The organism is Paenibacillus sp. WLX1005, from assembly GCF_046603685.1.
Taxonomy (GTDB): domain Bacteria; phylum Bacillota; class Bacilli; order Paenibacillales; family Paenibacillaceae; genus Saccharibacillus.
On the sequence record NZ_CP176756.1, the window covers coordinates 1,536,690 to 1,559,213 of the forward strand.

The window sequence follows — 22,524 nt, forward strand, 5'->3', positions numbered from 1 at the left end:
AAACATAAACTCATATTTAAAAACAAACATGGTATCACGTTTTATCATCGGATACCAGCTAACCATGGATGAAACGTCAATAGTTCAAAGCTTGAAAGGGTTCTACCAATGAAGGGGGTCACACATCGTGATGGGTAATATCATGGACACAATTTTTATAGTACTGCAAGTTATACTGGCATTTATTGCAGTCTATCAATTCGGGTTCTCATTATTCGGTATTTTCAAACGTAAAAAGAGACCAGAACACGCACCGCAAAAATCATTCGCTATTCTGGTTGCTGCACATAACGAGGAACAGGTTATTGGCGCGCTAATGGAAAACTTAAAGCAGATGGACTATCCAAAAGAATTGTACGATGTATTCGTAATTTGCGATAACTGTACAGATAGCACAGCCGATATCGTACGTAGCCATGGCATGAACGCTTGTGTGCGTACCAATGCTGCACAACGCGGTAAAGGATATGCAATCGAGTGGATGCTGCGCGAACTGTGGAGTATGGAACGTCAATACGATGGTATTGTGATGTTTGATGCCGACAACCTGGCTGCACCAAACTTCCTGACTGAAATGAACAATGACATGTGTGAAGGCGCACGTGTTATTCAAGGATATATCGATACAAAGAACCCGGAAGATTCTTGGATTACAGCTGCTTACGGCGTATCGTACTGGTACATCAACCGTCTGTGGCAGTTGTCCCGTCACAACCTGAATATGGCCAACTTCCTTGGTGGTACAGGAATGTGCTTTGAGAACGAATTGCTAAAAGAAATCGGCTGGGGCGCAACAAGTCTGGTCGAAGACCTTGAGTTTACTATGCGTTGTGCCGAAAAAGGCATTTATCCAAAATTCAGCTATGATGCTAAAGTATTCGATGAGAAGCCACTGACATTCAAAGCGTCTTCCCGTCAACGTCTGCGCTGGATGCAAGGTCACTTTACCGTAGCACGTCGTTATTTCTTCCCGCTGCTGTGGAAAAGTATCAAGGAAATGAACATCATCAAGTTTGACTTGGCATTGTACAGCGTCAATGTCTACGTGGTGCTGATCACATTCTTGATGACTGCCGCTGTCTGGATTGACACTGCAATTCTGGGTGGACCGCATGTGGTATCGATCTATAACTACCTGCCATTGTGGGTAGCGTATGTAGCGATTGCAGCGAACGTAGTGACGTTCATTCTGGCAATGGCTCTGGAAAAGGTCAAATCGTGGAAAGTTTACATGTACCTGCTGCTGTTCCCAATCTACGGTCTGTCTTGGTGGCCAATTACGTTCTACGCGTTCTTCACGCAGAACAACAAACAATGGAGCCACACTGAGCATACACGCGTTGTACGCATCGAAGAAGTACACGGAAGCAAACAAAGCACACTGTAATATTCGTGGATAGCTAGAGTTGTTCCGAATACATGGTGTATAGATATTGGTAACTTAAACAAAGAGGAATGTGCCGATCAACGTCGGTGCATTCCTCTTTTTGATGCGAACGACGAATAGACAAGTCCAAGCCAAGTCCAGCCAAGTCATTACAATTGATACTGTCGGTGTCGGTGTCGGTGTCGGTGTCGGTGTCGCACGTGCATTAAATAAAAATAGTCAAAGTGGTTGACGTGTGTATTTGCGCATGATATACTATTCTAGTGTTTTGTGATACGACTAATGAATAAGTAGAAGCTTGTCTTCTCACCTGACCGATTTACGTCGGCTGGTTCATTGATCTCTATTTGAATGACAGTGCGTCTGTCATGAACAATTTGCTGATCAAGGGATGCAGGTGATGAGACCTGCATCCCTTTTATTTTTCCAAATAGCATTGTCTATCATAATGTGGAGGTGGAAGGTTATTAGTAAGGAACATATGATCAACGAAGAAATCCGGGGCAAAGAAGTGCGCCTGGTAGGTGCTGACGGTGAACAAATCGGAATCAAGCCAACTCGCGAAGCGTTGCAAATGGCGATCGATCTGAATCTGGATCTGGTCAACGTTGCTCCTCAAGCGAAACCACCGGTCTGCCGGATTATGGATTACGGCAAATTCCGTTACGAGCAACAGAAGAAAGAAAAAGAAGCGCGTAAAAATCAGAAGATTGTTGAACTGAAAGAAATTCGCTTCCATGCCAATACGGAGGAGCATGATTATCAAACCAAACTCCGTAATGTAGTAAAATTTCTTAACAATGGCGACAAGGTGAAATGCTCGGTCCGCTTCCGCGGTCGCGAGATTGCACATGCAAATATTGGTCAAAGAGTCTTGGAACGTGTAAGAGATGAAGTTGCAGATATCTGTACTGTTGAGCGCCAACCGAAACTGGAAGGCCGCAGCATGATTATGATCTTGGCGCCGAAAAATAACTAAGGGGGATATTCAAATGCCTAAAATGAAAACTCATAGCAGTTTGAAAGGTCGCTTCAAAATTACAGGAACAGGTAAAGTAAAACGCCACAAAGCGTTCAAAAACCACCTGCTGTCCCACAAATCCAAACGTCAAAAACGCGTACTGGGTACTAGCCCGTTGATGGCTGCTGGTGACGTAAGACGTTTGAAACAAGGTCTGGCTAATCTTAAATAATTTAATTTTCCGGGAGGGTTTATAATATGGCACGAGTAAAAGGCGGATTCGTCACACGTCGTAAACATAAGAAATATCTGAAACTTGCAAAAGGTTACTTCGGTTCCAAACACCGTATTTTCAAAACTGCAAAAGAACAGGTTAACAAATCCCTGGTCTACGCATACCGTGACCGTCGTCAAACCAAACGTAACTTCCGCAGACTGTGGATCGTACGTATTAACGCAGCAGCACGTCTGAACGGTTTGTCTTACAACAAACTGATGCACGGTCTGAAACTGGCTGGTGTGAACATCAACCGCAAAATGCTGGCTGAACTGGCAGTGAACGATGTAACAGCGTTCAACTCCCTGGCAACCGTAGCAAAAGAAAAAATCAACGCGTAAGTGTTACGTGTTACAAAGAGAGTCTCTGTATATGCAGGGACTCTTTTTTTGAGGATTGATTACCCATAGAATTGTGCTAAATATATAGATGTGCAAGCCGATAATAAAGAAAGACAAATCCCTCACAGCTTCATCCAGAAGAAGAATTGTATAATAGGAAATAATGACATGCTTTATATCTATGAAATGTTGTGAATATTACATCGTATTCATGTACTTGCTGAAAACCTTACATATAATATGACGATTTAGCGCGTTAAAACATAAATTGCTGTACTCTCGTAAGAGGTTTACTGACATATACCTTACATATATTAGTAAAAGTGAACAAAATTAAGCGCTTTCTTAGTATCTTGTATAAATTAATTGACCAATTGTTATTAAAATAGTAGATTTTCCTACCACATGATTGTATAATCGGTTCAGTGACTATTGAATCTGTCCACAAGACGAATATTTTTACGTTGAAAAGGGTAAAATGTTCGGGTTTCAACAGAAAGAAGACAGACGCGTAGTTGATACTTTTAAGGGGGAAAAAGATACATGAAGAAGGTCTATTCACTTTCGCTGATCATGGTACTGGCATTGTCCGTACTTCTGGCAGCATGCGGTAACAAAAGCGATTCCACAAACAATGCAAGCAACGGTACATCCGGAAGCGGCGGTTCTAGCGACGTAAAAATCGGTATGGTTACTGACGTAGGCGGCGTGAATGACAAATCCTTTAACCAATCTGCCTGGGAAGCACTGCAAACAGTACAAACAGGCGGCGGTGCAAGCGTAAAATACCTGCAAAGTAAATCGGATCAGGATTATATTCCAAACCTGAACCAATTTGTGAAAGATGGCTACGCTCTGACATGGGGTATCGGCTTCAACCTGGCGGATGCAATCAACACGGTTGCGAAGCAAAATCCGGATTCCAAACTGGCGATCATCGACAGTGTGGTAGATCAACCGAATGTAAAATCCGTAACATTTGCGGAAAATGAAGGTTCCTTCCTGGTCGGCGTTATTGCCGGCAAAATGACGAAAACAAATAAAATCGGTTTTGTAGGCGGCGAGAAAAGCCCGCTGATCCAGCGTTTCGAAGCTGGCTTCAAAGCTGGTATCCAAGCTGTAAATCCTGATGCAACACTGCAAGTGAACTACGCTGGTGCATTTGACAAACCAGACGTTGGTAAATCTGCAGCAGCTACACTGTACAACGATGGCGTAGATATTATCTTCCACGCTGCCGGCGCTACAGGTACTGGCGTATTCAACGAAGCAAGCGCTCGTGTTAACGCAGGTCAACAAGTATGGGTTATCGGTGTCGACAAAGACCAATCGCTGGAATTCGGCGACAAAGTAACTCTGACTTCCATGATCAAACGCGTAGATACAGCGGTTGAGAAAGTTTCCCAAGAAGTAATTGATGGTACATTCAAAGGCGGTACAGAAACACTGGGTCTGAAAGATGACGGCGTAGGCGTTGCCGAAACTTCCAGCAAAAACGTTCCAGCTGATGTACTGAAACTGGTTGATGAGTACAAAGCAAAAATCATCAGCGGCGAAGTAAAAGTACCTGATACCGTTCAATAATATAATGCGCATCACATAATAGATATAACAACAAGGCTGGTTAACCACTAGCCTTGTTGTTACGTCTATCGATAAATACAGCAGTTCTCCAACATACATGGATATGAGTGAGATGAAATGATGACAGTGGTTGCAGGATTTAGCTGATCAACAGCCGAACATATACAGATGTGAAGCCATACTATACGGATAATCAATTTGCTTATAAGGGTGATTTAATGAATACAGCAACCCCTGTTGTAGAGTTGAAACAAATTACAAAACGTTTTCCCGGCATTGTTGCCAATGATTCGATTAGCCTGAAGCTGTTCAAAGGCGAGATTCACGCGCTGCTGGGCGAGAATGGTGCAGGTAAGTCCACACTTATGAATATCGTATTCGGGCTGTATCAGCCAGATGAGGGCGGTATTGAAGTGGATGGTAAGCCTGTCCTGATCGACAGCCCGAACAAGGCGATTGAACTAGGCATCGGGATGGTCCATCAGCATTTCAAGCTGGTACAACCATTTACTGTTACCGAGAATATTATTCTGGGCTCGGAACCGAAAAAGGGCGCTAGAATCAATTATAAAAAAGCAACGGAAGAAATCCGCAAGCTATCTGAGCAATACGGTCTGCGTGTAGATCCAAACGCCAAAATCCATGACATTTCCGTCGGGATGCAGCAGCGTGTTGAAATCTTGAAAACACTGTACCGTGGCGCTGATATTCTGATCTTTGATGAGCCGACTGCTGTACTGACACCGCAGGAGATCTCCGAGCTGATGGACATTATGCAGCGTCTGATCAAAGAGGGTAAGTCGATCATTCTGATTACGCATAAGCTCAAAGAGATTATGCAGATCGCTGACACGGTAACGATTATTCGTCGTGGTAAAGTGATTGATACAGTCAAAAAGTCCGAAACCTCGCCACAAGAGCTGGCTGAGAAAATGGTCGGTCGCAATGTCAGCTTCAAAGTGGACAAAGTGCCAGCCAATCCGGGCGAAGTCGTTATGGAAATGCAGCATATCGTTTCCAAAAACAAAGATGGTATGTCTGTACTGAACGAATTGAATCTTCATGTCAAAGCTGGTGAGATTCTTGGTATTGCTGGTGTCGATGGCAACGGTCAAAGTGAATTGATCGAAGCATTGACGGGTCTGCGCCATATCGATGGCGGTAAAATCACGCTACATGGCAAAGACATCACGAATCTGACGCCGCGCAAAATTACCGAATCTGGCGTTGCTCATATTCCGGAAGACCGTCATAAGCACGGTCTGGTGCTGGACTTCTCCGTCAGCGAGAATATGGTGCTTGAAACGTACTATAAACAGCCGTACAACAAAAATGGCTTTATGCAATATGATGAAGTGGATAAAAAATCGCAGCGTCTGGTGGACGCTTTTGACGTGCGTACGCCAAGTATTCATACGATGGCACGCTCATTGTCTGGTGGTAACCAGCAGAAGGCAATCATCGCACGCGAGATCGACAAAAACCCGGATCTGCTCGTAGCGGCACAGCCAACACGCGGTCTGGACGTTGGTGCGATTGAGTTTGTGCAAAAGCAACTGATCGCTCAGCGCGATCAAGGCAAAGCGGTATTGCTCATTTCGTTTGAACTGGATGAAATTTTGAACGTTTCCGACCGGATTGCTGTTATTTATGAAGGTCAAATTGTAGGTGAAGTGCTGCCGGAACAAACCAATGATCAGGAATTGGGCTTAATGATGGCGGGAAGCACCGTAAAGAGAGGTGCAGTCCATGAATAATATTTTGAAATTCTTTACCCGAGATTCCTTTACCCTGCCATTCGTGGCAATCGTGATGGGTCTGGTGCTCGGCGCACTGGTTATGCTGATCGGCGGTTACAACCCGATTGATGCGTATAGCGCGCTGCTTGAGCGCGTATACGGCGATTCGTATGACTTTGGTGAGGCGATTCGTGAGATGACGCCGCTGATCATGACAGGTCTGGCATTTGCCTTTGCGGCTCGTACGGGTCTATTTAATATCGGTGGTGAAGGTCAGTTTCTGATCGGGATGACTGCCGCTTCGATCGTTGGTATCCATCTGCACGGATTACCTGCATTTATCCATGCTCCGCTAGCGATTATCGCGGGTGCAGTATTTGGCGGTCTATGGGCAGCGCTGGCAGGTTTCCTCAAGGCAACACGCGGCGTGAACGAAGTTATTTCCTGTATCATGCTCAACTGGATCGGTCTGTATCTATCCAATCTGGTTATCAACACATTTGCGCTGCAAGATGGCACGACTCAATCGGTTAATATTGAGCCGTCCGCTTCGATTGCGATCGGCTGGTTGTCCGAAATGATGGGCAACGCTCGTGTACACTGGGGTACGCTGATTGCTGTGCTGGCAGCTGTATTCTTTTATATTTTCATGTGGAAAACCAAACAAGGCTTCGAGCTGCGTGCCGTTGGCTTCAACCAGGATGCTTCGAAGTATGCTGGGATGAACGTGAACCGCAACATCGTCAAAGCGATGTTCATCAGCGGCGCATTTGCTGGTCTGGGCGGCGCATTCACTGTACTCGGTGTATTCGGTTATCAGTCTGTTATGGCAAGTTCGCCGGGAACCGGATTTGACGGTATCGCAGTAGCACTGATCGGTATGAACAATCCATTTGGCGTTATTCTAGGTGCAATTCTGTTCGGAACGCTCACCTACGGTTCTGCGGGTATGAGCTTCAGCGCGGATGTTCCACCGGAAATTGTGCGTATCGTTATCGGTGCCATTATATTCTTTATTGCCGCACAGGGGATTGTGCGCTGGGTGCTTAAACCGTTTTATGCCAAGCGCAAGAAAGAGAAGGTGTCATAATGGATGTATTGACAGTAATCGGGCAGCTTATGAATACGACGCTGGTATTTGCTACAGCGCTCATATTCACTTCTCTCGGCGGTATTTTTTCGGAGAAATCCGGTGTAACGAACCTTGGTCTGGAAGGTCTGATGGTATTCGGCGCGTTTGCTGCTGGTGTATTCGGTCATTATGCGCAGGATGCGGGTATGAACGGCTTTGCAGCGGCTTCGGTCGGTTTGTGTGCTGCTGTTGTGCTCGGTATCATCGTATCGCTCATTCATGCGGTCGCTTCGATCACATTCAAAGCGGATCAGGTTATCAGTGGTATCGTGATCAACTTCTTGGCAGCAGGCAGTACGCTGTACATGGTAAAGCTGTTGTTTGACGGTGCGGGTGAAACTGAACTCATCTCCGGTTACAGCCGTATGCCGATTCCAGGTTTGAGCAAGATTCCATTGTTGGGTGATGCGCTGTTCAATGCATATCCAACGACGTATCTGGCGATCATTCTCGTATTCGTTTCGTTCTATGTATTGTACAAAACACCATTCGGTCTGCGTCTGCGTTCTGTTGGTGAACATCCAAGTGCGGCAGATACCGTGGGTATCAAAGTAAACCGGATGCGCTATACTGGCGTTATGATCAGTGGTGCGCTCGCTGCGATCGGTGGTGCAACGATCACGCTGACGACAACCGGTACATTTGCTCATAATACGATTTCAGGTCAAGGTTATATCGCGATTGCTGCGATGATCTTTGGTAAATGGAATCCCATTGGTGCATTTGGCGCGGCGGTATTCTTCGGTCTGGCCCAAGCGGTACGTAATTATGTACAGCTGTTTGCCTGGACACAGAGCATTCCACCTGAAATTATCTACATGCTGCCATACTTGCTGACGATCATCGTTCTGGTGGCGGCAGTAGGACGTTCCAGCGCACCATCTGCGCTCGGACAGCCGTACGATCCAAGTAAGCGATGACGTTGATTGTTTGAATGAAGCAGGTTGAATGGGATAGGATTGCAAGGTAGACGCTGCTATTTGAGTCAACTTAGATTGCTGTGTTGTTGATCCACGGGATTCATTCGATTCGTTTCAATATATCTGCGATTATATCGTATGTCATACCTGCAATCGTATGCCGAGTGGCTGTTACAATCCACTAGCACAACCAGATATAGATAAACCGAGCCCTGTAGTTCCTTAACGAACTGCCGGGCTTTTTTATACGTCTGTTCATGTGCTTCCGTGTAGGATAAGGCATGTTGAAACAGAAGGATGGCATTGTCCCGATCGTCCTTTCATGTTTATATTTTGGGAATAAAAGGGTAAATCATGCTTTGTATGTAGCTACAAAAATGAAAAAGATATGTGTGCTTCAGACAAAAATAAATGTTAGACCAACGTAGATGTTTGTTCTTTGTGCACAAATGCTGAATAGCTTAATGAGCATGGATATACATGATTTTGTTGTAAAAATACAGTATTTAAACCGAATATAGCGTCATGGTTACATAAATAATGAATAAATGGATTGTGACCATTTAAAATCATTGTTCAAAAATGCAAAAAAAATTAGTGTTGACTCTGTTGCAAATGAATCATATAATTGTCCTAAATCAGCGGCTGACACAACATGGTCATATGTTGCAGCCCATTATGTAGAATATGAATGATCGGCTATGAAGAGGACTAAGTTTTAAGGGCTATTTTGTCCAGAGAGTGAAGCGTATGCTGAAAGCTTCATCAAAACCCTTTTATACGAGCTCACCTCGGAGCTGTTTTCCTGAAAGGCATCATCCTAGCATGATGATTATTAGGGAAAATCGTAGCGTCTACGTTACAGACGACAGGTAAGGCGGAGACGTCTTACTTGCTGAGGCATACCTGCTGTGAGGCGGTGTGCGAACCTGGGTGGTACCACGGAAGCTAAACCTTTCGTCCCTCGAACAGAATGTTTTTCTGTTGGAGGCGGCGAAAGGTTTTTTTGATATTTAAATCCTGAACTGCGCTTCTTAAATACAGAGAAACCAAGCAAGCATCTATTATAGATGCGTCGGACTGTCACAAGTTTCTAATGTAAGATTGATGTGAATTTTTGGGAGGAGGAACACAAATGAGCGCGCAAATACCCAATGTGCAATCGACAGAACAATTACGTGAGAAATGGATGAAGCCGGAAGTCATTACCGGTTCCGAAATGCTGCTTCGCAGCCTGCTGTTGGAGGATGTAGAATGCGTCTTCGGTTATCCGGGTGGTGCGGTATTGTACATCTATGATGCGATGCACGGCTTTGATGATTTCAAGCATTTGCTGACCCGCCATGAGCAAGGAGCAATTCATGCGGCAGACGGATATGCAAGAGCAAGTGGAAAAGTAGGCGTCTGTATCGCCACATCCGGACCGGGAGCAACGAATCTGGTAACCGGCATTGCCACCGCCTATATGGACTCGGTGCCGCTGGTCGTTATTACCGGTAACGTAGCAACGACTTTGATCGGAACGGATGCTTTCCAAGAAGCGGACATTACAGGTATCACAATGCCGATCACGAAGCACAGCTATCTGGTGCGCGATGTGGAAGACCTGCCAAGAGTGATTCACGAAGCGTTCCATATTGCCAATACTGGTCGCAAAGGTCCGGTACTGATCGATATTCCGAAGGATGTATCGGCAGCCAAAGCGTTGTTCAAACCGCATACAGAACCCGTTGTCATGAGAGGCTATAACCCACGGGTAATGCCGAATAAGCTGCAACTGGACAAGCTGCATCAGGCGATTGCCGAAGCAAAACGTCCGCTCATTCTGGCAGGCGGCGGCGTTGTATACTCTGGCGGTCACGAAGAGCTGCTGAAGTTCGTTGAAACGACAGGCATTCCGATCACAACAACGTTGCTCGGTCTGGGTGGATTCCCAAGCGGTAACGATCTGTGGATCGGTATGCCGGGTATGCACGGAACGTACGCAGCGAACAATGCGATTCAACAGTCGGATTTGCTGATCAGCATCGGTGCACGTTTCGATGACCGGGTAACTGGTAAACTGGATGGTTTTGCACCGCATGCGAAGATCGTCCACATTGATATCGACCCTGCCGAAATTGGCAAAAATGTAAAAACCGATATTCCAATCGTCGGCGATGTGAAGACGGTATTGGAGCTGCTGAATACGGACGCTGCACACGCACAATATGCCGATGAATGGCGTGCCAAGATTGCCGACTGGAAAAAGGAAAAACCTTTCCGGTATGAAGATTCCGATACCGTGCTGAAACCGCAATGGGTTGTGGAGCTGCTGAATGATACTACCAATGGCGAAGCGATCGTAACGACAGACGTAGGTCAGCACCAAATGTGGGCAGCACAGTATTATCGTTTCAACCAACCACGTTCATGGGTGACTTCCGGTGGTCTGGGTACGATGGGCTTCGGTTTCCCGTCCGCAATCGGTGCACAGATGGCAAATCCAGATCGTCTCGTTATCTCGATTAACGGTGACGGCGGTATGCAGATGTGTGCGCAAGAGCTGGCGATCTGCGCGATCAACAATATTCCGGTGAAGATCGTTATTTTGAACAATCAGGTGCTTGGTATGGTTCGTCAATGGCAAGAGCTGATCTATGATAACCGTTACAGCCATATCGATCTGTCTGGTAGCCCGGACTTCGTCAAACTGGCTGAAGCTTATGGAGTAAAAGGATTGCGTGCTACGAACAAAGACGAAGCGAAAGCCGCATGGCAAGAAGCGATGGACACACCAGGTCCAGTCGTCGTCGAGTTTGTAGTCAACAAACACGAAAATGTATATCCGATGGTTCCACAAGGAGCCACCATTGATCAAATGTTAATGGGGGATCACGAATGATAGCGACAACGTTCAAACACACCATCGCCGTATTAGTCAACGACCAACCAGGCGTGCTGCAAAGAGTCTCCGGACTCTTTGGTCGCCGTGGTTTTAATATCGAAAGCATTACTGTCGGTCAGTCCGAAGAATCCGGTCTGTCTCGTATGGTTATCGTCACGTCCGGCAACGAGAACACGCTGGAACAAGTCGAAAAACAGCTGTACAAAATCATTGATGTAATCAAAGTAATCGATCTGAGTTCCCGTCCAATGGTTGCACGCGAACTGGCTTTGATTAAAGTAAAATCAGAACCGTCTGAGCGTCCAGAAATTATGGGTGTCATTGAAACGTTCCGTGCTGCGGTAGTCGATATCGGGCCGAACAGCCTGATGGTTCAGGTCGTTGGCGATACCGACAAAATCGATGCCATGATCGAGCTGCTGAAGCCTTATGGCATTCGTGAGCTTTCCCGCACAGGCGCGACAGCGATGATTCGCGGTAATGTGTAACACTATTGGATTTGCATGATCAGCATGCAAGCCACCACATACATGGCATGCAAGTAAGGAAAACTTAAAGCATGCCATGAACATATCAAAGTACACAATCAACAACGCCCACTTTGCTAAAAGAGCGGGGAGTTGAGAGGAACGATAATGATCGATGTAAGCAAATGGATGTGAAAATATACAGCGATTATGTACCATCAGGTGACTTGTACAACGTTTCTTTGAACTACCCGCTCTTTTCAGGAGGGTTGGCAAACATCGGCATTGCCGGTAATTACGCTTCATATATTAAAGGAGGAAGAAAAAATGGCAGTAACAACTTACTATGAAAACGATGCAGAATTGAACGTATTGAAAGGTAAAACAATCGCAATTATCGGATACGGTAGCCAAGGACATGCTCACGCACAAAATCTGCGTGATAGCGGTCTGTCCGTAGTTATCGGTCTGCGTGAAGGTAAATCGTTCGACAAAGCGAAAAACGATGGTTTTGAAGTACTGTCCGTTGCAGAAGCAACGAAAAAAGCAGACATCGTACAAATCCTGATGCCGGACGAAACACAAGCGAGCGTATACAACAGCGAAATCGCGCCAAACCTGAAAGATACTGCTGCTCTGCTGTTCGCACACGGTTTCAACGTTCACTTCGGTCAAATCGTTGCTCCGAAAAGCAATGATGTGCTGCTGGTTGCTCCAAAATCCCCAGGTCATATGGTACGTCGTACGTATGAAGAAGGATTTGGCGTACCGGGTCTGATCGCGATTCATCAAGATGCTACTGGCAATGCCAAAGAAATCGGTCTGGCATACGCGAAAGGTATCGGTTGTACGCGTGCCGGCGTTATCGAAACTTCCTTCCGTGAAGAAACAGAAACCGATCTGTTCGGTGAGCAAGCGGTTCTGTGTGGTGGCGTAAGTGCACTGGTGAAAGCTGGTTTCGAAACGCTGACTGAAGCGGGCTATGCTCCTGAAATGGCATACTTCGAGTGTCTGCATGAGCTGAAACTGATCGTTGACCTGATGTATGAAGGTGGTCTGGCAACGATGCGCGATTCCATCAGTAACACTGCGGAATATGGTGACTATGTAACTGGCCCTCGCATCGTTACAGAAGAAACGAAAAAAGCGATGAAAGAAGTGCTGTCCGATATCCAACAGGGTAAATTCGCACGCGACTTCATTCTGGAAAATCAATCCGGTCGTGCATTCCTGACAGCGACACGCCGCAACGAGTCCGAGCACCAACTGGAAGTTGTGGGCGGTCAACTGCGTGAAATGATGCATTGGATTAAAAAATAATAGTTTAGATTTTAGTTGTGGTGAGGTGGGATGAAGGGACGGCTGCTGCGGGAAAAGATGGTTCTTTCGATCGCTGTTAAGATTAGATTTTTTGAACGACTGCCTTTCAGCAGTCAAAATCCAATCTTAAAGGCGAGCGCTACGCTTCTGCAGAACCATTCTTTTCCCTCCGCTGGTGCGTGTTCACCCTGCCTGCCGCAAATGAAAGATAAACTTCTTTTACGGAGTAGAGAAGTAGGGAGTTGCTTTGAGCTTTATGCTTGGGGTGGCTTCTATGCTTCTTTTGATTGTTTTGGGTAATTGTTAATATATGAGATCTGGTTGTATGTTTTATGAATACGTTTTACCTAAACTATAAGGAGGTGCGATGATGCGTAAAATTTATATTTTTGATACGACGTTGAGAGATGGGGAGCAGTCGCCGGGGGTTAATTTGAATACTCGGGAGAAAGTGGAGATTGCTCATCAGCTTGAGCGGTTGGGTGTCGATCGTATTGAGGCTGGATTTCCGGCGGCTTCGCCTGGGGATTTGGCAGCGGTCAATGCTGTGGCGAACGCTGTGAAGAATGCTAGTGTAATTGGTTTGTCGCGTTCGCGTGAGCAGGATATCGATGCGGTACGCGAGGCGCTGAAGGGGGCGCAAGATCCATGCCTGCATCTGTTCCTGGCGACTTCACCGATTCACCGTCAGTACAAATTGCGTATGGAGAAGGAGCAAGTCAAGGATACAGCGCGTTCAGCGATTCGATATGCGCGTAAGTATTTTGACAAGGTGGAATTCTCGCTGGAGGATGCGGGTCGCACGGAGCTGGACTTTATCGCGGAAATGACGAAGATGGCGATTGAGGAAGGCGCGTATGTAGTCAATCTGCCGGATACGGTCGGTTATTTGACGCCATATGAGTACGGTAACATTTTTAAATATGTAAAAGACAATGTACCGGGTGTGGAAAAGGTACAGTTGAGCGCACATTGTCATGACGATCTGGGTATGGCAACTGCGAACGCACTGGCAGCCATTTTGAACGGTGCGGATCAGATTGAAGGTACGATTAACGGGATTGGTGAGCGTGCTGGTAATACGGCGCTGGAAGAAGTGGCAATGGCGCTGGAAACGCGTCAGGACTTTTATGGTGCGAAGACGTCATTTACACTGTCCGAAATCGCGCGTACGAGCCGTCTTGTTAGCAAATTGACGGGTATGGTCGTGCCGGGCAACAAAGCGATTGTCGGTGCGAATGCGTTTGCCCACGAATCAGGGATTCACCAAGATGGCATGCTAAAAGAGAAATCGACGTATGAGATCATGACGCCGGAAACGATTGGCTTCAAGGAAAGCAAGCTCGTGATGGGCAAGCACTCCGGTCGCCACGCGTTCCGCGAGCATCTGATCGAGCTGGGCTATGAATTGGATGAGGAAGCAGTGAATGCTGCATTTGCCAAATTCAAAGTACTAGCTGACAAGAAAAAGGAAATTACCGATGACGATCTGTTTGCGCTGCTAGAAGAGCGCCTGACTGATGCGCCAGAATTCTTCCAATTGGATTCGCTGTTTGTATCGTTTGACAGTGAAGCAGAGCCGCTGGCGAAGGTGCGCCTGAGCACAGCGGATGGCGAAGTACGCGAGGAGCAGTCCAGTGGTAACGGTGGCGTCGATTCCATTTACAATGCGATCGACAAAGCATCGCAGGAGGATGTGACGCTAGCAGATTATTCGATCAAAGCGGTTACACAAGGGAAAGACGCGCTTGGTGAAGTGCATGTGGCACTGACACAGGACGGCATCACTGCACAAGGTCGCGGCGTAAGCACGGATATTCTGGAAGCTAGCGCACGCGCATATGTAGATTCTCTGAATCGTCTGGTCGAAAAACGCAAAACATACGGTCGTCGTGACAATATTACGATGAGCTAATTTCATTCACACCAGTGAATCTGTTCTGCAAATGCTAGTATCATCTATACAAACATGTGAATTTGATCTTCGAGTGTTTCCAATTGCACGTAGCAGTTCATGTTCATCCCAGTTCGTACCCAAGCCCCGTCCTATTCAAAGGACGGGGTTTTTGCATGTCTGCTATGCAAGCGCGATGATGCTGTGAACTTGCATATGGATCGGTTTTGGTTTGTATAATGGAGAAAGGATACTTTCATACAGATGAAGGTAGCGCTAGTGGTTGGTATATCGTTTACACATATCCTCGTCATTCTCTTAAATATGTGTGTATTCTTTTACATACCTGTACATTCTTTTGAAAAAAATAAAAACAATGGTTGTAAAAAGCACTGTCTTTTTTCCTTTATAGATGAACCCGGCTTGATCGCGAGCAGGGAATTTTAGAACATAGGGAGGAAATGAATATGACTTGCAGTGGACGTGATTTGACGATTGAAGCCGTAAATACGACAGGTGTAGTGCAGTATGATATTGCTTCGGCAACCCGTGGTGGTGCACGCCGTCTGATGGTAAGTGACAACCCGGAGACGTTGAGCGAAGCGAATTTCCCGGTACGGCAAGGTGTACTCTGGCATGATGTAGTACGCAGCAATAATGGGACGGTGCAGCATCGGATTTTTGCATGGCATTACAATGTGCTGGCTGATCCGGTCAAGGTAGGCATTACGCTGGAAAACCGGGCGAACCATGGCGCGCTCAAAATCGAAGATGTGAAGCGCGAATACCGGATCGGCGGCGATGAAGTGAACTGGATTACCGATATTGGCGGTTGTATCTCGCGTGCTGTGTTGAGCAATACGATGGATGCACGCACCGCTGATCAGACGCTGATCAAGCAGCAGCAATCCGGTCAGATTGAGAGCTTTATCGTGCCACCGGGCAAGCTGCTCGGGATGGTGTATGATTTTACAGTGAAAAGCACAGACAGCGGTGAAATCCAGTATACGGTGCGCACCGTCGCTTCGCGCGATACGGCGTATGATCTGACACTGGTGAAGTCCGCTCCACTGCCGCTTGCACCACAAGCCCATCCACGCGGCAACTGGACGTTCTCGGAAACGAACGCGGTAACGCCGGTATACACTGCCGGGACGGAGCGCGTCATTTACCCGACCTGTGCCAAAACGAAAAAAGATGGTTCACTCCCAGCAGATCAACTGTTTACTGCTGCTGCCAGCGAACAGCCGCAAGATTCGCTCGATAATCGTGCGCAATTCGGTGTTATTTACAATGTGACTGTGCCAGTGACTAATCCCGGTACACAAAATCGTACCGTACAAATCTCGCTGAATCCACGCGGCGGTAGCTATGGCGGAGCGGTGAAAATTGGCGATCGTGTATACGGTGTGCCACTGATGCGTACCAATCAGCAAAAAGCGCCAGTATACGTAGCAAGTGTACCACCAGGCACTAGCAAATATTCGTTTAGCCTGATGATCGCTGGTGCATCGTCCACGCCACTTGGACTGCTAGTAGAGACGTTGTAAAACAGAATCATGCTGCTAACCAAAACATCCCTGCCGACAATATCGTCGATGCAGGGATGTTTGAATATCACGGTATACAAGGTTATTCTCATAAAGCCACAAAACCACAAAGCCATAGAGCCAAAATGCCACCTGACAGCTTCACCACAGTGAACTAAGTCGAATGCAGCTTACCAAGCGTACGCTTTTGGCGCAGCACCGCCCGGACCTGGGAAAATCTCGTCCAGACGCTTCAATGCGGCTTCATCCAATTTTACATCCAGAATGCGCAGCGAATTCTCGAACTGCTCAGAAGTACGTGGTCCGATGATTGGTGCAGTCACTGCTGGATTCGCCAGAACCCATGCCAGTGCTACTACATCCTGCGGCTCGCCCAGATCGTTACAGAGAGAAGCGAATTGCTCCAGCTGCTCTTTGTGCTTGTCGACCTGCTCGGCGATTTTCTCACTGCGGGAGCCTTCCAGCTTCTTGAGCGCGTTGCGACCGAGCAGACCGCCGCCCAGTGGACTCCACGGAATCACACCCAGACCAAGCTCGTGGGAAGCAGGCAATACTTCCAGTTCCGGCTCACGACAGAGCAGGCTATATTTATGCTGTTCGGAGATCAGACCGAGGAAGTTGCGCTTTTGGGCTTCTTTTTGCGCGACGGCGATATGCCAACCGGCAAAGTTACTGGAGCCGACGTAGCTGATTTTGCCCTGATTGATGGCGACTTCAAAAGCGCCCCACAGCTCGTCCCAGCTCACTGCGGTATCAATATGGTGCATCTGGTACAGATCGATATGATCGGTTTGCAGACGCTGTAACGAGCCTTCCAGATGACGGCGAATTTTGTGAGCGGACAGACCGCCTTCATTGTTCGGACCGTCTGGTTCAATGTTCATTTTGCCATACACTTTAGTAGCGAGTACGACTTTCTCACGGCGACCGCTGCCCTGCTTGAACCAGCGTCCAATCAATTCCTCGGTATCGCCGGATTTCCCGCCACCACCAAGACCGCCATACACATTAGCTGTATCAAAAAAGTTAACGCCTGCATCCAACGCAGCGTCCATAATGCGGAACGATTCCTTTTCATCCGTGACGGGTCCAAAATTCATCGTACCGAGACAGATGCGGCTAACCTTCAAGCCTGACTTGCCGAGATAAGTATAATCCATTATTGAACACTCCCTTTGATGATAAGTATTTGCAGTGAACTGCTTGTGCCAATATGTGCAGAAAACGCCGGGTATACGTGCTTGAACAAATAACAGATTAAGGGGTCTGAAACGGTTACATTTGTACACCTGTGTACTATTGTAGTCCTTAGCTGGATGGACTTCAAACTCCAATATCCAGTATATGGAATTAATGACTATGACTATACATCGTATAATAATAAGGAATATATAAATAGTGTATCATCCTATACATATGCTAAATAGATAGGTTTCGTATGAGTAAATAGAAAAGAGAAGTCTAGCGATTAGGATGAATGATAGAGAATAGTTGGAAGATGAATTGCATAAAAGAAGATGAATTGTATAAAAGATAATGTTACATTTCATCATAAAAGAGTAGCTGAACATGTACTCATAGAATTTACTCATAGAATCAACATTGCAAGATTCAACAAGCGATAATATGAGGATAATGGTGGATATAGAGAAGTTGTATCAATCCAGCTGCTTTATAGGCAGTACCTATAGAGATCATAGTTTGTATATCTTGGATTAAAAGCTGACAATTATGTTACAACTAACTATAAGGTTTTAGAGCGAAACAGATACCAGTGTGTCACCATTATTCAATATCGCATATCGCATATCGCATATCGCATATCGCATATCGCATCGCATCAAGCGTCTGGCGCAATTTGCGAGAATAGCGTACACCCACCAACATACACATACAACTACTCACCACAGCCAGCCTTTTGAGCGGCTGTACAAAGGAGAATACCCTAATGACTGAAACGAAAAAGATTGCTGTAATCGCCGGAGACGGTATTGGACCGGAAGTTGTCGCAGAAGCGGAAAAAGTATTGCGCAAAACGGAAGAGCTGTACGGCTATTCGTTTGAAACGGAACATGCTCTGTTCGGCGGAATCGCTATTGACGAGAAAGGAACTCCGCTGCCAGAAGAAACACTGACTGTCTGTAAAAGCGCGGATGCTGTACTGCTCGGTGCCGTCGGTGGTCCAAAATGGGATAGCAATCCAAAAGACCTGCGTCCAGAAACAGGCTTGCTCGGTATTCGCAAAGAGCTGGGGTTGTTCTCCAACCTGCGTCCGGCAGTTGTATTTGATTGCCTGAAAGAAGCGTCTACGCTGAAACCGGAAGTGCTGGAAGGAACCGATCTGATGGTCGTGCGCGAACTGACTGGCGGTATTTATTTTGGTGAGAAATTCAGACGTCAAAGTGAGCAGGGCGAAGAAGCGGTTGATACTTGTGCTTACAATGTAACCGAAGTAGAGCGCATTGTGCGTCAGGCATTCCAAATCGCTCAAGGTCGCCGCAAAAAGCTCGCTTCCGTCGACAAAGCTAACGTACTGGAAACGTCCCGTCTGTGGCGCGAAACGGTAAACCGCATCGCTCCAGACTATCCAGATGTAGAGCTGGAGCACGTACTGGTTGACAACTGTGCGATGCAGCTGCTACGTCGTCCGGCAAGCTTTGACGTGATCGTTACCGAGAATATGTTTGGCGATATTCTGAGTGACGAAGCCGCAATGCTGACCGGCTCCATCGGTATGCTTGCCTCCGCTTCTTTGGGCGAAGGTAGCTTTGGTCTGTACGAGCCGGTACATGGTTCTGCACCGGATATTGCTGGTCAAGGTCTGGCGAATCCGATTGCAACGATCCTGTCGCTGGCACTGATGTTCCGTACTACGTTTGGGTACATTGAAGCTGCCGATGCAATCGAAGCGGCTGTAGCCAAAGTGCTGGATGAAGGTCACCGTACAGCTGATATCGCAGTCGACAAGAGCAAAGCATTGTCTACGACCGAAATGGGCGATCTGATCGTCGCTGCCATCCAAAAAGTATAAATCCTAGCTGTTTACCCTCTTATTCTCCATTTTGGACAATAAGGGGGTTTTGTCTTCCTCTAAAAAGGTGTAAAATGAAGATAAGCTGGTTAATAGTCTTTCACAAACATGGATGTAATGATGATGCAAAGTCACTTTTACGATTATAGAATCATGTCTGGAGGGAGAACACATGAGCTTTTGCTGTGGCGGCAGTATGATTGGAACGAAAGGGACACTAAAACATTTTAGAACCCAGGTTCATAATGTTCCCCTGCTGGTGTGTCCTGTATGTGAGCGTATCGAAGTTCATTACAAGGTAGAGAACGAATATGAGATTCTCGCCGAGTACGCGCATGACGATGGCACGCCGGAAATCGACTTCCAAGATTACGTGATGGAAGACGAGAATACCATGTTTGAGAATTGTGTCAATGTAGAGGAAGATGATCCCATGGATATGGTACAGCGACAGATTGATATGAGTCTGGACCTGCTAGCTGTAGCCAAAAAGATTCACGATGAAAAATGGGAGCGCGATCTGAAAAGACGCCTTGCGGTGATGAGCTTGCGCCGTGTTCGTCTTCAGCATAAATAATAACAATCCGGTGTTATACAACCGGATGCCATTTGAACGGCAGGGACTTGGTTCCCTGCCGTTTGCTGTATATACGTCGCTTTTTCATTTTTGCATGGATTCTTGTTATGATAATAAAAGCGATTACATACTACGAGACATAACGAAAGGATGCTGCATGTTGAACATACAGAACGTACAAGAATTGGCAAGCCGTCTACAAACGGAAATTGGACGCAAAATCGTCGGTAAACCACAGGAAGTCAAGCTACTGCTGACCGCGCTACTGGCTTCGGGTCATATTTTGATGGAGGATGTACCGGGCACAGGCAAAACGCTGCTGGCACGCACGCTAGCAGCTTCCGTACAGTGCCGATTTCAGCGGATTCAGTTTACCCCGGATTTGCTGCCATCTGATCTGACAGGTGGTCATTTTTATAACCAGAAAGAATCGGAATTTGTCTTTCGTCCGGGTCCGCTATTTGCACATATCGTACTGGCGGACGAGATCAATCGGGCAACACCGCGTACTCAATCCAGCTTGCTAGAGTGTATGGAGGAGCAGCAGATTAGTATTGATGGTGAAAGTCATTCATTGGACGATCCCTTTATGGTGATCGCTACTCAGAATCCAGTTGATAATCAAGGGACATTTCCACTGCCAGAAGCACAAATGGATCGCTTTATGTTGAAAATGTCGCTTGGTTATCCTTCTGCGGGAGAGGGCGTGGAGATCCTGCGGCGCACATTGCAGCAGACGTTGCAGCCTGTTCGACAGTCATCCTCTGTAGATCCCGAATTGATCGCCCAAGCACAGCCTGCCGATCTTACAAAATCATCCGTACATGGATCGTCCGCAGACGATACCGGAGCGGGCAACATCCAAAACGCAGTGACCCGAGACGAATTGATCGCCGCACGACGGTATTGCCGTACTGTGAACGTACATGATGATCTGCTGGATTATATGGTACGTATCGCCGAGGCAACGCGTGTACATGCCGATACTGCGCTAGGGGCGAGTCCGCGTGCGACACAGGCATTGCTGCGCGCCTCACAGGCGTATGCGGCGATGCATGGGCGGGATTATGTACTGCCGGACGATATTCAAACGCTGGCTGTCCCTGTACTGGCGCACCGGATTATTTTCCGCAGTCGTCATCAGAATGCACAGGAGCAGGCAAAGCAGCTACTGAATAGTATTATTCAGACAGAATCTGTGCCGACCGAACAGTATTCTTCACACGGAGAACGCTAAGATGGAGCTATTCTGGCTTGTCGTTGTCGCGGTACTGGTAGTGATCGGACAGGCATTTGTGTTTGGTAGACGTTCGTTGTCAAGGCTGCATTACCGTCGTCGTTTGTCGACGGAGCGTTGCCATGTCGGTGAGCGCATTGAAATGATCGAAGAATTGGAAAATCGTAGCCGTTTGCCGTTGCCATGGCTGCGATTGGAAGCAATGCTACCAGTAGCTTTTCAGTTTGCCGGTTCTGCCGATACCGTCATCAGCGAAGGTACGGTGTATCAGAACCACAACAGTTTGTTTAGTCTGGCACGACAGGTACGCATCGTTCGCCGTCATCATATGGTTTGTCGTCAGCGCGGCTGTTATCGGCTGGATAGTGCGTCGATGAGCGTAGGCGATTTGTTCGGGCTTGTACGTGTGAATCGACCAGTGCAGTTGAATTTGTCGATGTGTATTTATCCAGCATATTTGCCGTTGGAGCATATGCCGGAAGCATACCGTAGCTGGCAGGGAGAAGTAGAGATGCGGCGCTGGATCAACGAAGATCCATTTCTAATTACCGGTGTGCGACCGTATCGCTCTGGCGATCCAATGAATCAGGTGCATTGGGGAGCGACCGCACGCACTGGCAAAATGCAAGTATTTCAGCATGGATACAGCGCTGATCCAGAAGTGATAATTTTGCTCAATATTGAACTGAATGAGCAGATGTGGAGCACCGTGACGGAACCGGTAGCTGCCGAATATGGCATCAGCTGTGCAGCAACGGTGGCAGCGAATTTGATTGATCGCGGGATGAAGGCGGGGTTTGGTCACAATGCGATCATACCGAGTCAACATGAACACGATGCGGTCATTGCCCCCGCATATGGCAGTGAACAACTGACCTCCATGCTGCAAATGATGGCAGAGCTACAATTGAAAATTCGGCGTCCCTTTGTGCAGTTTCTTGGCAGCTTTTTGCCAGACAATGTTTATAAAGGATATACAGCGGCAACTGCGCAACCGGATCTGTTGATCATTACACCATATGTATCGACTGCAATGCAGGATATGCTGAATCAGCTGGAAGCGTCCGGTAGTCGGATTAGTTTGCTGCCGCTGCCTGATCTGGATCAGATCAAGCAACAGTATAACGAGCTTGTGCAACAAGGATAAGATATCGTTTATGTAGATAGGCTTGTCGTTTGATGAGGATAGTATTTATTTGAGTATGCTGTATAAAACATGA

At 46.9% G+C, this 22,524-nt stretch carries 19 protein-coding genes; 18 read left to right on the forward strand and 1 reads right to left on the reverse strand.

Annotation, left to right across the window (positions count from 1 at the left end; genetic code table 11):
- The first annotated feature begins 139 nt into the window (after positions 1 to 139).
- The 14 genes from ACE3MZ_RS06730 to ACE3MZ_RS06795 all read left to right on the forward strand — a co-directional run bounded on the left by ACE3MZ_RS06730 (position 140) and on the right by ACE3MZ_RS06795 (position 16,459).
- Positions 140 to 1,387: a glycosyltransferase family 2 protein gene (locus tag ACE3MZ_RS06730; protein WP_411346722.1), complete on the forward strand. Its 1,248-nt coding sequence runs from the start codon at positions 140 to 142 to the stop codon at positions 1,385 to 1,387.
- A 70-nt stretch (positions 1,388 to 1,457) separates the two neighbouring features.
- On the forward strand, positions 1,458 to 1,619 hold the full coding sequence (locus ACE3MZ_RS06735; protein WP_411345690.1) for a hypothetical protein: 162 nt from the start codon (positions 1,458 to 1,460) through the stop codon (positions 1,617 to 1,619).
- Positions 1,620 to 1,868: 249 nt separating this feature from the next.
- Positions 1,869 to 2,366 carry a translation initiation factor IF-3 gene (infC, locus tag ACE3MZ_RS06740; RefSeq protein WP_411345691.1) on the forward strand — a complete coding sequence of 166 codons (498 nt, stop codon included), beginning with the start codon at positions 1,869 to 1,871 and terminating at the stop codon, positions 2,364 to 2,366.
- A gap of 13 nt (positions 2,367 to 2,379) precedes the next feature.
- Positions 2,380 to 2,580, forward strand: coding sequence for a 50S ribosomal protein L35 (gene rpmI, locus ACE3MZ_RS06745; protein WP_322903223.1), 201 nt, complete (start codon positions 2,380 to 2,382; stop codon positions 2,578 to 2,580).
- A 26-nt stretch (positions 2,581 to 2,606) separates the two neighbouring features.
- Positions 2,607 to 2,966 (forward strand): 50S ribosomal protein L20, encoded by a 360-nt coding sequence (rplT, locus tag ACE3MZ_RS06750; RefSeq protein ID WP_367055172.1) that lies wholly within the window; start codon positions 2,607 to 2,609, stop codon positions 2,964 to 2,966.
- Positions 2,967 to 3,509: 543 nt separating this feature from the next.
- Positions 3,510 to 4,550 (forward strand): BMP family lipoprotein, encoded by a 1,041-nt coding sequence (locus ACE3MZ_RS06755; RefSeq protein ID WP_411345692.1) that lies wholly within the window; start codon positions 3,510 to 3,512, stop codon positions 4,548 to 4,550.
- 218 nt (positions 4,551 to 4,768) lie between these two features.
- Positions 4,769 to 6,307 (forward strand): ABC transporter ATP-binding protein, encoded by a 1,539-nt coding sequence (locus ACE3MZ_RS06760; RefSeq protein WP_411345693.1) that lies wholly within the window; start codon positions 4,769 to 4,771, stop codon positions 6,305 to 6,307.
- Positions 6,300 to 7,379, forward strand: coding sequence for an ABC transporter permease (locus tag ACE3MZ_RS06765; protein WP_411345694.1), 1,080 nt, complete (start codon positions 6,300 to 6,302; stop codon positions 7,377 to 7,379). The genes ACE3MZ_RS06760 and ACE3MZ_RS06765 overlap by 8 nt, the downstream gene beginning before the upstream one ends.
- Positions 7,379 to 8,341 (forward strand): ABC transporter permease, encoded by a 963-nt coding sequence (locus ACE3MZ_RS06770; RefSeq protein ID WP_411345695.1) that lies wholly within the window; start codon positions 7,379 to 7,381, stop codon positions 8,339 to 8,341. The genes ACE3MZ_RS06765 and ACE3MZ_RS06770 overlap by 1 nt, the downstream gene beginning before the upstream one ends.
- A gap of 1,135 nt (positions 8,342 to 9,476) precedes the next feature.
- Positions 9,477 to 11,225, forward strand: a complete 1,749-nt coding sequence (gene ilvB / locus ACE3MZ_RS06775) for a biosynthetic-type acetolactate synthase large subunit (RefSeq protein WP_411345696.1) — start codon at positions 9,477 to 9,479, stop codon at positions 11,223 to 11,225.
- Positions 11,222 to 11,716 carry an acetolactate synthase small subunit gene (ilvN, locus tag ACE3MZ_RS06780; RefSeq protein WP_411345697.1) on the forward strand — a complete coding sequence of 165 codons (495 nt, stop codon included), beginning with the start codon at positions 11,222 to 11,224 and terminating at the stop codon, positions 11,714 to 11,716. The genes ilvB and ilvN overlap by 4 nt, the downstream gene beginning before the upstream one ends.
- Before the next feature lie 306 nt (positions 11,717 to 12,022).
- Complete coding sequence (gene ilvC / locus ACE3MZ_RS06785) at positions 12,023 to 13,015, forward strand: ketol-acid reductoisomerase (RefSeq protein ID WP_188773825.1); 993 nt, start codon at positions 12,023 to 12,025, stop codon at positions 13,013 to 13,015.
- A gap of 370 nt (positions 13,016 to 13,385) precedes the next feature.
- Positions 13,386 to 14,930, forward strand: coding sequence for a 2-isopropylmalate synthase (locus tag ACE3MZ_RS06790; RefSeq protein WP_411346723.1), 1,545 nt, complete (start codon positions 13,386 to 13,388; stop codon positions 14,928 to 14,930).
- 446 nt (positions 14,931 to 15,376) lie between these two features.
- On the forward strand, positions 15,377 to 16,459 hold the full coding sequence (locus tag ACE3MZ_RS06795) for a hypothetical protein (RefSeq protein ID WP_411345698.1): 1,083 nt from the start codon (positions 15,377 to 15,379) through the stop codon (positions 16,457 to 16,459).
- Positions 16,460 to 16,629: 170 nt separating this feature from the next.
- Here ACE3MZ_RS06795 and ACE3MZ_RS06800 read toward each other — a convergent pair whose 3' ends face one another.
- Entirely contained in the window at positions 16,630 to 17,619 is a 990-nt protein-coding gene (locus ACE3MZ_RS06800) for an aldo/keto reductase (protein ID WP_411345699.1), read from the reverse strand.
- Between the two features lie 788 nt (positions 17,620 to 18,407).
- On the opposite strand from ACE3MZ_RS06800, the gene leuB reads away from it, so the two are divergent.
- The 4 genes from leuB (at position 18,408) to ACE3MZ_RS06820 (ending at position 22,451) form a co-directional block, all read left to right on the forward strand.
- Positions 18,408 to 19,490 carry a 3-isopropylmalate dehydrogenase gene (leuB, locus tag ACE3MZ_RS06805; RefSeq protein ID WP_411345700.1) on the forward strand — a complete coding sequence of 361 codons (1,083 nt, stop codon included), beginning with the start codon at positions 18,408 to 18,410 and terminating at the stop codon, positions 19,488 to 19,490.
- Positions 19,491 to 19,662: 172 nt separating this feature from the next.
- On the forward strand, positions 19,663 to 20,067 hold the full coding sequence (locus ACE3MZ_RS06810) for a hypothetical protein (RefSeq protein WP_411345701.1): 405 nt from the start codon (positions 19,663 to 19,665) through the stop codon (positions 20,065 to 20,067).
- 157 nt (positions 20,068 to 20,224) lie between these two features.
- Complete coding sequence (locus tag ACE3MZ_RS06815; protein WP_411345702.1) at positions 20,225 to 21,304, forward strand: AAA family ATPase; 1,080 nt, start codon at positions 20,225 to 20,227, stop codon at positions 21,302 to 21,304.
- 1 nt (position 21,305) lies between these two features.
- The gene (locus tag ACE3MZ_RS06820; protein WP_411345703.1) at positions 21,306 to 22,451 is read left to right on the forward strand and encodes a DUF58 domain-containing protein; all 1,146 of its coding nucleotides are present in this window, start codon (positions 21,306 to 21,308) and stop codon (positions 22,449 to 22,451) included.
- Positions 22,452 to 22,524 lie beyond the last annotated feature (73 nt).

Excerpts from the sequence above, each read along its gene's own strand:
- ilvC (WP_188773825.1), top strand. The coding sequence starts at position 12,023 with ATGGCAGTAACAACTTACTATGAAAACGATGCAGAATTGAACGTATTG.
- ACE3MZ_RS06770 (WP_411345695.1), top strand. The coding sequence starts at position 7,379 with ATGGATGTATTGACAGTAATCGGGCAGCTTATGAATACGACGCTGGTA.
- leuB (WP_411345700.1), top strand. The coding sequence starts at position 18,408 with ATGACTGAAACGAAAAAGATTGCTGTAATCGCCGGAGACGGTATTGGA.
- ACE3MZ_RS06820 (WP_411345703.1), top strand. The coding sequence starts at position 21,306 with ATGGAGCTATTCTGGCTTGTCGTTGTCGCGGTACTGGTAGTGATCGGA.
- infC (WP_411345691.1), top strand. The coding sequence starts at position 1,869 with ATGATCAACGAAGAAATCCGGGGCAAAGAAGTGCGCCTGGTAGGTGCT.
- ACE3MZ_RS06765 (WP_411345694.1), top strand. The coding sequence starts at position 6,300 with ATGAATAATATTTTGAAATTCTTTACCCGAGATTCCTTTACCCTGCCA.
- rpmI (WP_322903223.1), top strand. The coding sequence starts at position 2,380 with ATGCCTAAAATGAAAACTCATAGCAGTTTGAAAGGTCGCTTCAAAATT.
- ACE3MZ_RS06755 (WP_411345692.1), top strand. The coding sequence starts at position 3,510 with ATGAAGAAGGTCTATTCACTTTCGCTGATCATGGTACTGGCATTGTCC.
- ACE3MZ_RS06810 (WP_411345701.1), top strand. The coding sequence starts at position 19,663 with ATGAGCTTTTGCTGTGGCGGCAGTATGATTGGAACGAAAGGGACACTA.
- ilvB (WP_411345696.1), top strand. The coding sequence starts at position 9,477 with ATGAGCGCGCAAATACCCAATGTGCAATCGACAGAACAATTACGTGAG.
- ACE3MZ_RS06795 (WP_411345698.1), top strand. The coding sequence starts at position 15,377 with ATGACTTGCAGTGGACGTGATTTGACGATTGAAGCCGTAAATACGACA.
- ACE3MZ_RS06800 (WP_411345699.1), bottom strand. The coding sequence starts at position 17,619 with ATGGATTATACTTATCTCGGCAAGTCAGGCTTGAAGGTTAGCCGCATC.
- ACE3MZ_RS06790 (WP_411346723.1), top strand. The coding sequence starts at position 13,386 with ATGCGTAAAATTTATATTTTTGATACGACGTTGAGAGATGGGGAGCAG.
- rplT (WP_367055172.1), top strand. The coding sequence starts at position 2,607 with ATGGCACGAGTAAAAGGCGGATTCGTCACACGTCGTAAACATAAGAAA.
- ilvN (WP_411345697.1), top strand. The coding sequence starts at position 11,222 with ATGATAGCGACAACGTTCAAACACACCATCGCCGTATTAGTCAACGAC.
- ACE3MZ_RS06815 (WP_411345702.1), top strand. The coding sequence starts at position 20,225 with ATGTTGAACATACAGAACGTACAAGAATTGGCAAGCCGTCTACAAACG.
- ACE3MZ_RS06760 (WP_411345693.1), top strand. The coding sequence starts at position 4,769 with ATGAATACAGCAACCCCTGTTGTAGAGTTGAAACAAATTACAAAACGT.